Raw genomic sequence first — 16871 nt, 5'->3', positions numbered from 1 at the left:
ATTTTTTATTTTATGACAGCTCAAAAACATGTCAGGCCATTGCCTCTGCTCGAATTCGTCATCCTGATGGCGTTAATCACGTCGCTGGGGGCATTATCCATTGATGCAATTTTGCCAGCATTACCCGAAATTGGCCGATCACTCAACGTCCAAGACAGTAATGATACCCAGCTGCTTATTTCCATGATCATGCTTGGTATGTCCGTCGGTCAGTTACTTTATGGCCCTCTTTGTGATTCCTGGGGACGCAAACCCAGCCTGTATTCCGGGATGGTGATTTTTACGATTGGCTCGCTGATTTCAATGTATTCCAATACATTGGAAGTCATGCTGTTCGGACGGATCATCCAGGGTTTCGGCCTGGCGTCCACCCGGGTGGTAGGTATGGCTCTGGTCAGAGACGTCTACAGTGGCCGTGAGATGGCGCGCATTATGTCGATTATTATGATGATCTTCATCCTGATTCCGATGATTGCACCGACCATCGGCCAGCTGATCATAGAACGTTCTTCATGGGTTATGGTGTTTGCCGCATTTGTGATACTTGCCTGGCTTTGCACACTGTGGTTTGGTATTCGTCAGCAGGAAACCCTGACCCCGGAAGACAAAAAGCCTTTTGTCATTAAAGTCATTTTTGCCACGTTCAAATCGATTCTGACTCACAAAGCCGCGATGTCTTATACCATGGCAGCCGGGTTTGTGTTCGGGGCCTTTCTCTCCTACCTCAGTGCTTCACAGGCAATCTTTGAGCAGGTGTTTAATATCGTCGATGACTTTCCCAAGTATTTTGCCGCCATGGCCGGATCATTCGGACTGGCAGCGTATATGAATTCACGCCTGGTGATGCGTTTAGGCATGATGAAAATAATCAATCTGGCAATCAAAGGCTTTGTGGGTCTGGCGATCATCCTGTTGGTCATTACCCTGATCTATGATGGCGTGCCTCCATTCTGGCTGTTCTTTGGACTTGCATTGCCATTGTTCTTCAGTCTGAGCCTGATGTTTGGCAACCTGAATTCCATCGCCATGCAACCGATGGGTCACATGGCCGGTATGGCTGCGGCGGTGATTGGTTTTATTTCCACACTGATGTCCGTAGCCTGTTCAGTGTTTATTGGTCAACTATTCAATGGAACCCTGACACCATTCTTTATCGGTTATGTCGTACTGGGACTGGCGGGTTGGTTCATGATCCGGGTTGGAGACAGTGCCACTACGGATATCCAAGACTGATACAGCCTCTGTCCGCCATATCCATAGGGGTATGGCGGACAACAAACTCTGCAAAAGACCACTGCCGATGGTCACCACAGCCAGACGCATATGATAGACTCCAACGATTCTTTGCTGTCACTGAAAACCCTATGAATTATAAGGATCTGAGAGATTTTATTGCCACCCTGGAAAGCCGTGGACTGCTAAAGCGCATTCAACTTGAAGTCGACCCTTATCTGGAAATGACAGAAATTTCTGATCGGGTACTACGCGCCGAAGGGCCGGCATTATTATTTGAAAATCCCAAAGGCTTTTCCATGCCGGTACTGGCCAACCTGTTCGGCACCCCTGAACGGGTAGCGCTTGGCATGGGCGCGGAAAGTACCGACAAATTACGCGAAATCGGTGAGTTACTGGCGGTTCTCAAAGAGCCTGAGCCACCATCCGGTTTCAAGGACGCACTCAGTAAATTCTCCACCTATAAACAGGTGTTGAATATGCCTCCGAAAATCTTAAAAAAAGCCAATTGCCAGGAACAGGTATTTCATGGCGATGAGGTAGACCTCAGTAAGATTCCCATTCAGACCTGCTGGCCGGGCGACGTGGCACCATTGATCACCTGGGGTCTGGTCATCACCAAAGGACCTGAAAAACAACGGCATAATCTGGGGATTTACCGTCAGCAGCTGATTGGCAAAAACAAGGTCATCATGCGCTGGCTAAGCCACAGGGGTGGCGCTCTGGATCTCCGTGACTGGCAACGCAAATATCCAGGCCAGCCTTTTCCAATCAGTGTCGCACTTGGGGCAGATCCGGCGACCATTATCGGCGCAGTCACTCCTGTGCCGGACACCCTGTCAGAATATGCCTTTGCCGGCCTGTTACGGGGCCACAGAACGGAACTGGTCAAATCCGTATCCAATGAGCTGCTGGTACCGGCCTCCGCGGAAATGATTCTGGAAGGTCATATTTATCCCGACGATATGGCAGCAGAGGGCCCTTATGGCGACCATACGGGATACTACAATGAAGTGGATCAGTTTCCGGTATTCACCGTGGAAACAATCACCATGCGCAAAGATCCTATCTATCACACCACGTATACCGGCCGGCCGCCCGATGAACCGGCAGTGCTTGGAGTGGCACTGAATGAAGTGTTTGTACCGATACTGAAAAAGCAATTTCCGGAGATTGTGGATTTTTATCTGCCACCGGAAGGTTGTTCCTATCGCATGGCCATCGTCACCATCACAAAACAATACCCTGGCCACGCCAAACGGGTCATGATGGGAGTCTGGTCTTTTCTGCGCCAGTTTATGTACACAAAATTCGTCATTGTCTGCGATGATGATGTCAACGCCCGTGACTGGAAAGACGTTATCTGGGCCATCACCACCCGGATGGACCCAAGTCGTGATACCACCCTGATCGAAAATACACCCATCGATTATCTCGACTTTGCCTCGCCAGTGTCTGGCCTGGGATCAAAAATGGGAATGGATGCCACCAATAAGTGGCCCGGTGAAACCGACAGGGAGTGGGGTAAACCCATTGTTCGGGACCCTGAAGTGGTGGCAAAAGTTGATGAAATCTGGAACAAACTGGGTATTGAGTAATAGCGGAGACTGATATGAGACTGATTTCCTGGAACGTAAACGGCATTCGGGCCGTGATGAAAAAGGACTTTCTGCAATCGCTGGAGACCATGAAACCTGACGTACTGTGTCTGCAGGAAACCAAAGCCCAGGACGATCAGGTGATCGAAGCGCTGGCAGAACTTGAAGGCTTCCATATTTACAGCAACTCAGCGGTCAAGAAGGGTTATTCCGGGACAGCCATCCTGAGCAGAACCCAACCCTTAAGCATTAAAGAGGATATGGGAATCGAGGAGCATGATCAGGAAGGACGGGTACTCGCTGCTGAATTTGACGAGTATTATCTGGTCACCGTCTATACCCCGAACTCCGGTGGCGAACTGAAACGTCTGGGGTATCGTCAACACTGGGACAAAGCATTTTTGCAATACCTGCAGCAACTGGAAACTCACAAACCAGTCATCGTCTGCGGCGATTTCAACGTTGCCCACCAACCGATCGATCTTGCCCGCCCCAAAGCCAACTACAATAAAAATGCCGGTTATATGCAGGAAGAAATCGACGGTATGGATCAATACATCGCATCCGGGTTTCTGGATACCTTCCGCTACAAAAATGCGGATCAGGTTAAATACAGCTGGTGGAGTTATCGGGGCGGAGCCAGAGCCAAGAACGTCGGCTGGAGAATCGATTATTTTCTGTGTTCAGAAATTCTGGGTACAAAAATCAAACAGGCTGATATCCTGAACGATATTCATGGATCCGATCATTGCCCGGTACTGCTGGAGCTTTAGCAAGCAGTCTGGCTTTGATAGTGATACCCTTATTTTCATTCGCCCAGAGTCTACATAATGGAGCATGTTTTGATTCAAACCGAATGTACCATTCGCAGCATTGAAAAAACTTCTGGCCAGGTGTCCATCATTACCCTGGTTCCGGACCAGCAGCCGGACTATCGGGCCGGGCAATATCTTGAACTGCAGATTCCTGGTCAGGAACATGCATTTTTCACAATTGCATCCGGTCCAGGCCATGAATCTCTGGATATTCATGTTGTGGTACCTGACGAGAGCTCCAACTCTCACGCCATTGTTCAATACCTGCGGCAGAGCAATCGGGTCACCGCCAAAATCGGCCTGGGTTCCTGCTATCTTGATAACCTAAAACCGGAAACCGGGCCATTGCTGCTGATCACCGCCGGTACAGGATTTTCGCAAGCCAAAGCTATCTGCGAAGAACTCTTCAGCCAGGGCCCTCTTCAGCGCGAAGTACATTTGTACTGGGGGGTTAAAAAGGTTCAGGATTTATATATGCACGACCTGCCACAACAATGGCATGAAGAGTATCCGTTGTTTCACTACTGTGCAGTAGTATCAGACCAGATTGACTGGCAGGGTAAGCAAGGGTTGTTGTATCAGGCAATTCAGGCGGATTTCCCCGATCTGAGCAAATGTCAGGCAATTTGCTGTGGTTCTCCCTCAATGGTTTATGCCACTCGGGAAGAACTGATGAAACACCATTTCCGTAAAGATCAGATGCTGAGTGATGTGTTTGATTTTGCACCGGAACCGTGAATTGTAAGATCCGGCAGCAAACAGAAGGGAGCTCCAAATGGCTCCCTCAATATGACTAAATGACTTTCGTCAGCAGACTTTCCAGGTACGGTAGGTTGGGAATATAGGCTTTTCCAAGCGCGGTTTTCACGGCCATCGCTTCGGCTGGCCCAAGATTTTCCTGGCTTTGTTCGACATCTTCGCTGCCAACCCTGACCATCCTCGGAATCCCCTGAACCACCACCGCAAAAAATGGTAACCTGTTGTGAGTACCGGAACCATTCATGACAGCGATCCGAGCCGAAACCGTTTTAGACACTTGTACTTCCTGGTTAGCCAGTTCATAAGACAGTACAGGTATTTGCTCACCCCGCCAGAACATAAACCCCAGAAACCATGCAGGTGCGTTTTCAAGTGGTCTGGGTTCGGTATAACCCACGACTTCTGCAACTGTGACGTTGGGCAACAACAAGCTTTTACCCTGGGTAGGAATCAACAAGCAAGGTACTGCCTGACTGGCAGCATCGCTTTGAATCTGTTTGGTCACTATTTTTCTCCTACTGATTTAAGTCGCAGTAACTTCCAAACTTGTGGTATCGGTTAACAGCTGCTCAACAAATTTTCGGGCCAGCTGTTCCGGCGACCCACGAAAACTAACATAACCGGCCTCTGACACACTGTCAGGCATCGATGGTTCGATAGCAGACTGGCGATCCTGAGCCCAAACTGTACCACCAGCTTCAACGATACTGGTTGCCCCCAGAGTGCCATCTGATCCCATGCCACTAAACACGATGGCACTGGTCATATTTTTATATCGGGCCACAACGTTCTTAAATAAATGGTCGATACTCGGACCATAAGGACCAGACCAGCCATTTTCGAGTATTTCAACCGTATGATTGGCCTGAAACTGAATTTCCCGACTCACCGGAACCACCAGAATCTTGCCATTTTCCAACTGGCATCCTTCACTGACCAATTCCATTTTCAGTTCCGTATGACGCCCCACTGATGCCACCAATGCATCAATGCAACCTTCGTCGATATGTTGGGCATACAAAAATGCTGCTGGCAAATCAGCCGGAATCCGATCAAAAAATTCTTTCACCGGAGAGGGACCACCAAGCGATGCAGCCACAACACAAACATGATCAACCTGACTCGGGTTCGCGTAACGGAATCTGGCTGGGAGTTTGATCACATCAGAGGGATCGACTCTATTCGCATTGATCAAAGCGTCCAGGTCAAGCACAGGGGCCGACTTCACTTCGGCTATTGGATCAGAAAACTCCTTCAGCTTGGTAATAATCCGTCGACGCCAGCTTGGAAACTCCGCAGAGTTCCTATCAGGCGCTTTACCATCACCAAAAAACACCGGGGCACAACTGTGATCAAGAATCTGCTCAAGCACATCATCCCAGGCATCCGAATCCACCAGATTAACAACCCAGACAGATATCGTATCTGAGCGAAGCAGTGCAGCATTCACCTTTTCCGGATGTGTGTTGACACCGACCTCATAGCCTTCTTCTACAATGACATTCTGCAATAAATGCTGTTGCAGTGGCTGATCGGCAATGATCCCCACTCGCGCCTGATGTCGCACTTAACCTACCCTGTTGGCCTTAACCAGCTTCTCTATCGCCTCAAGCAGCATGGACTCCTGGAATGGTTTCCCCATGTAGTCATTCACACCAATCGCCAAAGCCCGGTCTTTATGTTTAGAGCCTGTACGGGATGTAATCATGATGATCGGTACCTGCTTGGTACGGCTGTCATGGCGGATCCGGTTGGCAACTTCAAAACCATCCATCCGAGGCATTTCAATGTCCAGCAAGATACAGTCAGGGACGCGATCCTGTAGCAACGCAACCGCATCAACACCGTCTTTGGCCACCAGTACCTCATAACCCTGCCGCTCCAGCAAACGGGAGGTTACTTTTCTCACCGTGACCGAATCGTCCACCACCATAATCGTGGCCGGACCGGAAGCACGACCATTACGACCAGTGGAGATATTGGTAACTTCTGCTTCTAACGGCTCACGGTATTCTTCATCGCGCTCGTAATCAGCTTCCAGCGCCGGAATCGCCATATCGTCGGTGCCAGTTCTGGCAATCGTCAAATCGCTTCTAAGTAGAGAAGTCAGGTCCAGAATAACTACCACACTACCATCCCCAAGGATGGTAGCTCCTGATAAAGCCTGAACATTGGCAAACTGCGGCCCAAGACTTTTTACCACGATCTCTCGCGAGCCCATCAGCTTATCAACGTTCAATGCGATAGACTCCGAATGAGTACCCCGTTTTACCAACACCAGGGGTACCGGGATATTTGAACTATAAAACGATGGCCGGTGATCATAATTGAGAGTTGAACCCAGGTAGTTCACTTTATATCGGTTGCCCGCATACTCGAACGGAACAGCTCCGGGTTTCACATATTCCATCAGTTGCTGTGGTGCAATACGAACAATACCTTCGATTGTATCGAGAGGAATGGCATAGTGATCATCACCGATGGCCACCATCAACGCCCGGTTAACGGATACACTCACTGGCAGGTGGATGGTGAACTCGGTGCCCTGATTCAATTGAGTATCGATAACCATCTGCCCACCCAGTGATTTTACCTCTGAGTGCACCACATCCATTCCGACACCCCGACCAGATATCTGAGTGACCTTTGCCGCAGTAGAGAAACCCGAATCAAGAATAAACTGCAATACATCCTGATCACTAAGCTGTTGATCTTTTGTGATCAGACCACGTTCCACAGCCTTTTCCCGGACCTTGCCAACATTAATACCCGCACCATCATCCTTGATCCGGATGACGGCATCACTACCTTCCCGGTTAATGAATATGCTGATCTGCCCAACAGGCCGTTTGTGCAGCTCCCTGCGACGCTCTGGTAGTTCGATACCATGGTCAACAGCATTACGAAGCATGTGTTCCAGAGGTGAAATCATCCGTTCCAGTACGGTCCGGTCCAACTCCCCCTCTGCGTTATTTACCACTAACTCAACCTCTTTACCCAGCTCTCCAGCGATCTGACGAACGATCCGCCGCAGCCTCGGAATCAAACGACTGAACGGCACCATTCGCGTCTGCATCAGACCTTCCTGCAACTCGGTATTAATACGAGATTGCTGTAACAGTAGTGTCTCCGCATCACGGGTCTTATCAGTCAAACTGTTTTTCAGGTCAAGCAAGTCAGATGCTGATTCCATTAATGAACGGGACAACTGCTGAATGACGGAATAACGGTCCATTTCCAGTGGGTCAAAGTCCTGATAGTTACTTTCCTCTGCCCTTTCCTGACGAAAACTGACCTGAGCATCCGTCTCAATATCCAGTCGGCGAACCTGATCACGAAGACGATCAATCGTGCCTTCCATCTCTTCCAATGTAAAACCAAAGTCACTGACTTGCTCTTCCAATCGCGAGCGGGCAATAGAGGTTTCCCCGGCAAGGTTGACCAGATTTTCCAACAGCGACGCACCAACCTTAACCGTCTCCTGAGGTTGGCTGCCTTTATTTCGTCCCTTGGATTTGTCGTCATCCCGTTTTTCAACTTCCCGCTTCTGGAAAGGAACAACATTGGTAGCTGATTGCTCGGACTCCGGAACAATCTGATCGGCCAGATCAGAACCATAAGGTTCTTCAGGTTCATCTTCGTCAGTCACCTGAGCAATAACTGATGGACCAACTGCACCGCTCAATCCTTGCTGGGCAAGCATTTGTTGCAGTGTTTCAACGCCATTGACCAACTGATCGTTCATTGCCAGGATCTGGCCAAAAAAGCTTTCATCCAGCGGCAAATGATTGCGCTGAGCCGATATAACAAAAGTTTCAAATTCGTGAGCTTTGTTGCCAAGAATAGTCAACTTAGCCAGTCGCGCACCGCCTTTCAAAGTATGCAGAACGCGCTTTAACTCGTCGGTGTGATTCTCATCTTCAGGATCTGCCTGCCATCCATGAATGGCACCATCCAGCTCAAGCAGCAGTTCATTGGCTTCATCAACAAAGATATCTAGGATATCGAGGTCCATGTCATCGGTCAGCGTCATCTGCCAGTCAATGCCTGGATCATCACGCTCCGCACTTGATGCCCCCACAAACGAAACATTTGGCAGTGATGATGACTCGGTTTCAACAGGTTCTGAAGCTCCTTCCGACTCTGAAGGCTCAAAGTCCGAGTTTATTTCGTCCTGTTCAAATACGGCTTCCGGCTCCTGTGCAATGGTGCCAAATTTTTGATCCAAAGCGCTGCTGCGAAACTGCTGAATAGCTTCGATCAAGTGACTTGCAGGTCGGCAGGACATGGTTGATTCAACATCATGCACCATATCTGCAAGCTGCTCATGACACTGACGACACAGATTGGTAATTTGTGGAGAAACCGGATATTTGCCGTCACATAGATCTTCATAGAGAAATTCAAGTTCATGCCCCAGATCGCCGATGTGTTTCAGCTCAGCCATTCTGGCACCACCCTTCAGAGTGTGCAGGTCACGTTGAAGAGCCTCAATCAGATCAGTATTGCCAATATCACTAGCCCACTGATCAAAGGTATGGGTAATATCCTCAAGCAGATCATTGGCTTCTTCGAGGAAGATTCCGATCAGTTCGAAATCACCTTCGGCTTCTTCAATAACATCATCAGATAGATCATCTGCGACATTATCCAGCGTGATTAGCTCCTCGATATCAATGGTACCTGCGGTGTATTCCTCTTCTTCATCAAACTCCACCACATCCAGTTCAGGTAATGGCAGCTCCGATGCAGGTTGTTCCGTATCTGTTCCTGTAATCAGGGATCTGAGCATCCGTTCTACTTCTTCCTGCGGCCATACACTCTGACCAGCAGCAATGCGATCCATCATATTGATTAACGCATCCTGACCGGCCAGTGCTGCAACAAAAAACTCATCATCAGTCGCGATAAGCTGCTGCTGCACTGAAGTATACAGCTCGGCCAGAGCTTCACTCAGCGTGACCACTGGCTTCAAATCGATAGTACGGGCCGCACCCGCCAGCGTCTGCAGCTCCTGAATCAGTACCTGCAACTGATCAGAGGAAATTTCCACATCTTTCCAGTCACTTACGATCCGCTCGGCGTCAAGAATGATGTCCATACTTTCGGACATAAAGATGGCCATGACATCCTGTTCTTCTGGCGCACCAGTATTTCGCTTGAAGGTTGATAACTTAGATTCGTGTAACTGCTTCACGCGTTGAACGAATTCGGCATTGTCATCAGGTACAGGATCATCAGCTTCTTCACATGCCAGAGTAATCCGTACACGGGTGATCAACTCAGAAAGGCAGTCATTGATAGCACTGTCATAACGTATACGCCACTCTTGAAACTCCTTGATCATTTTTTCCACAGGCTGGACAAGGTCAGCAATCGTATGCAACGAAGCCATATGCGCTGAGCCTTTTATCGTATGCAGGGCACGCTGAATTTTGTCTTTCAGCAGCTCTTCCTGACGGCTCTGGCGAAAGTGATCAACTTCTTCCTCAAGTACTGCCAACAGGCTGTCCAGCTCTGTACGGAACACATCAAGCAATGGATTCTGTTGCTCGGCAATCTCAAACTCCAGTTCGGCTTCAGGGTCTGATCCTGTTAATGCCTCATCTTCGTCTTCATCTGAATCCTGATCTGCCTCTTCTAATTCAAAAGGCAGATCAGACTCAAAAGGGGTTTCAGACCAAGAATTAGTGGCTATTGCCGTTGCCTTATTGGACAGGTAATCAACTCTGTCCTGATCGTAACCACCGTTTGTCCTGAATGCTTCCACCAGGTTTGGCAGAATGTCGATCACTTCCTGAACGACATCGACAAGGGGCTGCGAATACACAATCGTGCCATCAATAAGACGGTTCAACATGTTCTCAATCGACCACGCCAACTCACCGATGACATTGGCACCGACCATTCGACCACTGCCTTTAAGGGTATGAAAGGCCCTTCTGAACTCAGTTAACGCTTCTTTGTCTTCAGAGTTACGGACATAACGTGGGAAGTACTCATTCAGTGCTTCCTGCACCTCTTCAACTTCCTCAAGGAAGACTTCAATAATTTCATCATCAATCAGATCATCGTCCGACTCCGTAGTATTCGCATCACCACTTATCAGTTCAGCAGCTACGGCTTCCTCTTCACTAGACTCATCTGCTGTATCTGTATCGAATGCAATATCAGAATCATCAGAAACAATATCAAATTGAAGCACAGAGTCTTCTTCATCGTTACTTGTCTCCAATTCGGCAACAGGCAGTTCCACAGGCTTAATAACAGCATATCCGAGATCAGCGACTCTTTTTTCAGCTTCAGCCAGCAAATGTTGATTACCCTGAGGACCATCCAATCCCAGACGCTCAAGATAATATTCAACTCCCATAATGGCATCAGCAAGAGTATCCAGTTCTGCCCATTCAGGACGATATCCACGGTCCGCCAGCTTATCTTTTACAAACGCCAGACAGCTCGCCAGGATACCAGCCGGTCGATGCATCGGAATCATCTTCAACCCACCACAGATGGCAGACAACACCGAAGGAATGGATTCAAGGCTATTGGCATCGAACTGGCTGCCAATGTAATCGGTAATGGCTTCTTTAACTTGTTCCAGACCATTTCTGGCTTCCCGGATAACTGCTTCCTGGGCACCATCAATTGAATGAGCAGCCTGTGTTCCATCTGCGTCGTGACCTGGCGCCGTAGACAATGCACTTAACGTCGCTTCCACATAAATAAGAGCACCGGCAATATCCATCAATGAGCCGTCTGAAAGCGGCTCATTTGTATTGTGTAGGGCATTGATGACATCAATTTGCTCCAGTAGAACCTTACGCGGAATACCGAGCGCCAAAACAGCCATGGTATCGGCAACGTGCTTGATGTCTGGAACCAGCTCAAGCAACTTAGCGGTATTCTGTACCTTGCCACGAACCATAATATCGAGAGCATCTTTAATCGTTCCCAGCTCTTCCATCAGCGCGTTGACCACGCTGTTCATAGTCTCGTGGTCAGGCCCGGACAGCGGATCATTCTCATCTGAAGCGCTTATGGGCAGAGAATTGCCGAGGTCGAAACGCTCTTTAATGAGCGTCAACATGTCATTCTGACTATCAGATTTGGCAATGTAATAAAGTAGGTTCTTGAGAACTTCTTCATCAACACGGGCATTGATTGCCTGTGCTTTGTTCACACAGACATCTTTTAAAGAGTGATCCAGAAACTTTAATAGTCGCTTGGTTGCGGTCGACAATTCGATGCTGCCTTCCGCCAATCCTTGCAAATAGGCATGACCTACTTTCCACAACTGTCCTTTTGGGGTATTGCCAGCAAGTGTTTCAAGGCGGCTGAATACTTTGAGGCAGTATTCAAAATTATGTGCCAGCTCTTTACCGTTCAGAATCCCAACCAGTGCATATTGAAACATCTGTCGGAGTTTTCTCAGCAGATCCAAAAGCCGGGGGTCACTGAAACGCCCCGCATCTTTATCCACCGGTGCTTCCATTACGGCTGCCAGATTTGGCGTAAACAAAGCCGTTTCGGACATGAGTGCTTCACCGCGGGCAGATCGCAGGTCATTCAACAATGGCAACAGGATTAATGGCAGATCCCGCTTTGAGCTTTTTATATGATCCAAATAAACAGGTAGCTGTAAAATTGCCTGCATCAATACAGACAAGTTATCCTCACTGGCAGGAATACTCTCTTTTACCAGTTCAGCCGCCAGTTTCTCCATTTCCTCTGCAAGAAGAGCCGCTCCATAAAATTCGACCATGTGCAGAGTACCGCTGATCTGATGCAGATAAGCCAGGCAGAACCGCAAACGAGATGAGTCTTCTGGATTCTCCACATAGGCCTCTAAAGCCTGCCTGGACTGAACCAAAGTCTCCTGTATTTCACCTTTTACCCAGTCAAGGGCAACATAGTCGTGACGTTCCACCATGTCTATTCTCCGCCCGATCACGCTTTCTGCTTCATATAAGCAAGCGATGATTCACTTGATATCCGTGTTAATTCAGTACTATGCCAATCAGTCAGCTCCCCGGAACCGAGAATCAACAGCCCTCCAGGGGCCAAATGCTTGGCTAGATGATTAGTAATTTCTTTTCGGCGCCAGCGCCGAAAATAAATCAGTAAATTCTGACAATAAATAATATCGAAATCCCCTAACGGAGATTTATCGATATCCAACACATTCATACGGATAAAACATACCCGGTCTTTCAAATAATCGGATATCTGGCACCATCCTTCTTCACATTTGAAGTAGGTTTCCAGAATGTCCGGTTCAACTGTTTGTAATTTTCTTTGTGGATATTTTCCTGCCCGTGCTTTCGATAGGGCGGGCTGGCTGATATCAGAGGCAGTAACCGACCAGCGACAGGGAGAACTTTGCCCCAGCTCCTGGTCTGCAACCATGGCAAGGCTGTAGGGTTCTTCTCCAGTTGAACATCCTACACTCCACAAATTAAATGCCTTGCTTCGTGGTTTTCTGGACCGAAGATAGCTCCGAACCAAATCAAAACCCGCAGGATCTCGGAAAAACCGGGTTTCCTGTACAGTCAGACGATCAACCAGGGTATCCCATTCCATCAATCCGGAAGTGCTGTCTACAACCAGGTTATAGTAGGACTGATAATCCCCACACCCGATTTCTTTCATCCTGAGACTAAGATTAGTTTGTAGAAACCTGCGGCGCTGTTCAGTAATCTGTATACCCACCCGATGCTCCAGAAGTTCCCGCCACTGCCGGAACTCCCTTTCATTGAGGGGGCCGCCAGGAATCTGGGACGACCACTTTTGAGTTACTGGCTCAGCCACTTTTAATGATGTGCTCTGTGGTTAGATAGATAACAGGTCCGCATCGAAGTCATCGGACATTGAATCCTGACCTGATCGGCTATCCGGCAGTTTAAAACCAGCTACCGATGCACGCATTTCATTTGCAAGCTGAGCAAGGTTACCAATGGATTTCGCCGTTGCCATGGTACCTGCAGATGTTTGCGAAGTAATTTCCTGAATAACGTTCATCGTGTTGGAAATATGACCAGCGGAAGATGCCTGTTGTCTCGCAGCGTTGGAGATGTTCTGAATCAAATCCGCAAGAGACTTGGATACGTTCTCAATTTCTTCAAGTGCAACACCCGCATCTTGTGCCAAACGAGCACCACGTACCACCTCGGATGTTGTTTGTTCCATCGAGATAACCGCTTCATTGGTGTCGGTCTGAATCGTTTTAACCAATGCCTCGATCTGCTTTGTAGCAGCAGAGGAACGTTCCGCAAGGCGCTGTACTTCGTCCGCTACCACCGCGAAGCCTCGACCGGCATCACCGGCCATAGATGCCTGAATCGCAGCGTTCAAAGCCAGAATGTTCGTTTGGTCGGCAATGTCATTAATCAACGATACGATATCACCAATTTCCTGGGAGGATTCACCCAACCGCTTAATACGTTTCGCTGTTTCCTGAATCTGCTCACGGATGTTATCCATGCCGTTGATCGTTGCCTGTACCACGTCAGCACCTTTTTTGGCGATCGCAACCGACCGCTCCGCAACCGCAGATGATTCAGCGGCGTTGGCAGATACCTGGTCAATAGATACCGCCATTTCGTTTACAGCGGCGGAAGCTCCGGCAATTTCCTGAGCCTGATGTTCAGATGCCTCAGCAAGATGCATTGCAGTAGCCTGTGTTTCCTGGGCAGCTGAAGATACCTGTACTGCAGTCGCGTTAATCGCAGATACCAGACCACGCATCTGGTCAATCGCAAAGTTAATGGAGTCAGCAATCGCACCCGTAAAATCTTCGGTTACCGTTGCTTCAGTCGTCAGGTCACCATCCGCAAGATCGGCCAGTTCGTCCAAAAGACGTAAAATTGCGTTCTGGTTCTGTTCGTTGGTTTCGGCTGTATCTTTAAGGTCAAGCTGAGTATCACGAATAAACAGACCAGCAATAGAGGCAATCAGAAGGATAGCGATACCACCTAATGGCCACACCATATAGTCCTTGAGGAAACGCTGACTGGAATAATTCACGAAAGAGTCTGACAAACTGGTTGCCAGCTTAAGTAATGCGGAAGAATCATTGGAAATAGAACTGGCAGCCTCTCTAACCTGGAAAAGTTCTGGAGAGGTTTCAAGAATCTGGTCAACGGACCCGTTCACGAACTCAAACTTAGTCTTAATATCCTGTAATGCTGCAACCGCATTCTTATCCACGACCTTGGTAATACCCAGGCTGCTGTTGCCTTCCAACATGCCAGTCAACACCCGGCCAAACAAAGTAGCGTCACGACCAAATGAGTCTGCCGCCATTACTGCGCCTTCGCCACCACTCAATACTTTGTTCACCGAACGGATAATACGTTCGGCCAACCAGGACTGACGTTGTGCAACAGCAATTTGTGAAGAAGCCGATCCAATATCAAGCATGGTTTCAACAACTTCATCATACTCAACCTGAAGCTCAGGAATTTTCTCACTCATGGTTGAGGCAACTTCGTGCAATGCCAGAATCGTAGACTGCGAAGCAATGATCTGATCAGCATTGAGTTTTGCCCGATCCCACACTTCCTGTAACGATTGAAGGTTATGGTAGGACGCATCCGCACCTGGCAGACTGGTCTGCTCGTTACCATTTACAATATAATCCCAACGTGCCTGGAATTTTGTTCTGGACTCCTGCAACGAGCGAAAAGCTTCCGCCTGACCAGAAGCTGCCTCTGAGGCATCCTTCGCTATCTGCTGTGATAACACTCGTAATTCACCTACATGCTGCAGATATTCAGAGTCGTACCTGTTGTAGGTGGACAACCGGATGAACACTACAACCGTTACTGCTATCACTAACACCAACAATACAAAAAGGATGGCGTATAGTCGGTTAATTCCTATTACCGAAAGGTAATTACCGCTTTTTTGTCTCATTTTCGAACTCCAGTTCGCTTGAGCGATTAACAACAAGCCATGCACTTGGTTTTACTTCAAGAAACCCAAAATGCCGACACATTCAAAATTACACTGCAACGGCCATAAATTCTTCTGACACCATCATTCTCTGCAGGCTGAATACAGACCATACTTTATTATTGAGAACATAGTGACCATCGGAAAAAGGTTGCAAACTTTCTGGAATCTCAGGTGCCATTTCTGCGGAAAACGTATCTACAGGAAAATGTTGCATACCTTCGACTGAGTCCACCACGATGCCATTGATCATCTCTTCATAATCAATCACAAGAATTCGCTTGGTTTTCAAAGTCGCACTTGAACGTTCACCCAGAAAACTCACGAAATCGATAATAGGAACCAGACGACCACGAACATTGGCCACACCATTTACCCAAGGTTTGACACCTGGCAACCTGGTATAGCCTGGAACCGATAGAATTTCTGAGATTTCATTCATGGGGGCAACATATTGACGACCGGCAACGGTAAAACCGATACCCGACCATAGCGCTCTGATCTCCCTTTGCGCCGGGAGCTGACTGGCTGCACTTCTACTGGAATCAGCAATCTGCCTGAGCAACTGAAAGGGTGTAATAGAATCGGACATAGCTATTATTCTTGGCTTTTCCCTGCAAGTACTGCATTGATCGTATCCACCAGCTCCTGCTCGGCAACGGGTTTAACCAGATACCCCGATGCCCCCTGGCGGCGTCCCCAAACCCGATCAGTTTCCTGATCCTTGGTGGTGACAATAATCACCGGGATATGCGCCGTATCAGCCCCCTTTGTCAACTGCCGTGTTGCCTGAAAGCCATTAAGACCAGGCATAACAATGTCCATAAGCACGACATCCGGTAGCTCTTGACGAGCCAAAGCAACTCCATCGGCACCATTTTCGGCTGTTAAAACGCTGTGGCCATGCCGCTCCAGCATTTCTTTGAAGGCGAAGGTTTCCGTCGGAGAATCATCTACTATCAAAATTCTTGCCATCATTTCATCTCATTACGGTGTGTGACTTGTTTTTAGTTAGTTATTCTAGTCTTTAATGTGTTGCCGAATGGCACCAAGTAACTCTTCTTTACCAAACGGTTTGGTAAGATATTGGTCAGAACCAACTATTCGTCCTTTCGCTTTATCAAACAGTCCATCTTTACTGGATAACATGATGACGGGCGTGTTTTTAAAAGACGAATTGTTTTTGATTAATGCACATGTCTGATAACCGTCCAAACGCGGCATCATGATATCGACAAAAATGATATTTGGCTTTGTGTCTGCTATTTTGGCTAACGCGTCGAACCCATCAGTCGCAGTAAAAACCTCACAGCCAACTTTTTTGAGAAGTGTTTCGGCCGTCCGGCGGATGGTCTTACTGTCGTCGATAACCATAACCTTCAGGTTCTCAAAATTGTCCATAGAACACCCGTTGTTCCCAGTAAATATGTGTGGATAACAAATGCGTAAAGCCTACACGGTTTAAGCCTGGGCCATACGTAAAGGCAGTCATTTTTATCACAGATTCTAG

12 protein-coding genes are annotated in these 16871 nt (G+C 48.2%); 4 read left to right on the top strand and 8 right to left on the bottom strand.

All coding sequences use genetic code 11. The features are described 5' to 3' along the window. The first annotated feature begins 12 nt into the window (after window positions 1–12). The 4 genes from YC6258_RS06250 to YC6258_RS06235 all read left to right on the top strand — a co-directional run bounded on the left by YC6258_RS06250 (window position 13) and on the right by YC6258_RS06235 (window position 4384). On the top strand, window positions 13–1233 hold the full coding sequence (locus YC6258_RS06250; RefSeq protein ID WP_044616257.1) for a multidrug effflux MFS transporter: 1221 nt from the start codon (window positions 13–15) through the stop codon (window positions 1231–1233). A gap of 131 nt (window positions 1234–1364) precedes the next feature. Then, complete coding sequence (ubiD, locus tag YC6258_RS06245) at window positions 1365–2831, top strand: 4-hydroxy-3-polyprenylbenzoate decarboxylase (RefSeq protein ID WP_044616256.1); 1467 nt, start codon at window positions 1365–1367, stop codon at window positions 2829–2831. Between the two features lie 14 nt (window positions 2832–2845). Next, a complete protein-coding gene (locus YC6258_RS06240; protein WP_044616255.1) occupies window positions 2846–3604 on the top strand; it encodes an exodeoxyribonuclease III in 759 nt (252 codons plus the stop codon). A 69-nt stretch (window positions 3605–3673) separates the two neighbouring features. After that, window positions 3674–4384 carry an NAD(P)H-flavin reductase gene (locus tag YC6258_RS06235; RefSeq protein WP_169748936.1) on the top strand — a complete coding sequence of 237 codons (711 nt, stop codon included), beginning with the start codon at window positions 3674–3676 and terminating at the stop codon, window positions 4382–4384. A gap of 55 nt (window positions 4385–4439) precedes the next feature. On the opposite strand, the gene YC6258_RS06230 is transcribed toward YC6258_RS06235, so the two are convergent. The 8 genes from YC6258_RS06230 to pilG all read right to left on the bottom strand — a co-directional run bounded on the left by YC6258_RS06230 (window position 4440) and on the right by pilG (window position 16762). Further along, window positions 4440–4910 (bottom strand): chemotaxis protein CheW, encoded by a 471-nt coding sequence (locus tag YC6258_RS06230; protein WP_169748935.1) that lies wholly within the window; start codon window positions 4908–4910, stop codon window positions 4440–4442. An 18-nt stretch (window positions 4911–4928) separates the two neighbouring features. Next, on the bottom strand, window positions 4929–5972 hold the full coding sequence (locus tag YC6258_RS06225) for a chemotaxis protein CheB (RefSeq protein WP_044616254.1): 1044 nt from the start codon (window positions 5970–5972) through the stop codon (window positions 4929–4931). Beyond that, the gene (locus YC6258_RS06220; protein WP_044616253.1) at window positions 5973–12338 is read right to left on the bottom strand and encodes an Hpt domain-containing protein; all 6366 of its coding nucleotides are present in this window, start codon (window positions 12336–12338) and stop codon (window positions 5973–5975) included. It abuts the gene before it with no gap. Window positions 12339–12355: 17 nt separating this feature from the next. Further along, window positions 12356–13216 carry a CheR family methyltransferase gene (locus YC6258_RS06215; RefSeq protein ID WP_044616252.1) on the bottom strand — a complete coding sequence of 287 codons (861 nt, stop codon included), beginning with the start codon at window positions 13214–13216 and terminating at the stop codon, window positions 12356–12358. A 21-nt stretch (window positions 13217–13237) separates the two neighbouring features. Then, window positions 13238–15322 carry a methyl-accepting chemotaxis protein gene (locus YC6258_RS06210; protein ID WP_044616251.1) on the bottom strand — a complete coding sequence of 695 codons (2085 nt, stop codon included), beginning with the start codon at window positions 15320–15322 and terminating at the stop codon, window positions 13238–13240. An 88-nt stretch (window positions 15323–15410) separates the two neighbouring features. Next, the gene (locus YC6258_RS06205; protein WP_044616250.1) at window positions 15411–15953 is read right to left on the bottom strand and encodes a chemotaxis protein CheW; all 543 of its coding nucleotides are present in this window, start codon (window positions 15951–15953) and stop codon (window positions 15411–15413) included. Between the two features lie 5 nt (window positions 15954–15958). Next, window positions 15959–16336, bottom strand: a complete 378-nt coding sequence (gene pilH, locus YC6258_RS06200; protein ID WP_044619797.1) for a twitching motility response regulator PilH — start codon at window positions 16334–16336, stop codon at window positions 15959–15961. Window positions 16337–16381: 45 nt separating this feature from the next. After that, the gene (gene pilG, locus YC6258_RS06195; protein WP_044616249.1) at window positions 16382–16762 is read right to left on the bottom strand and encodes a twitching motility response regulator PilG; all 381 of its coding nucleotides are present in this window, start codon (window positions 16760–16762) and stop codon (window positions 16382–16384) included. Between the last annotated feature and the right edge of the window lie 109 nt (window positions 16763–16871).

This window comes from Gynuella sunshinyii YC6258, from assembly GCF_000940805.1.
GTDB classification, from domain to species: Bacteria; Pseudomonadota; Gammaproteobacteria; order Pseudomonadales; family Natronospirillaceae; genus Gynuella; species Gynuella sunshinyii.
Note: the sequence above shows the minus strand (reverse complement) of the source record. Positions and strands in the feature narration are given on the sequence as shown.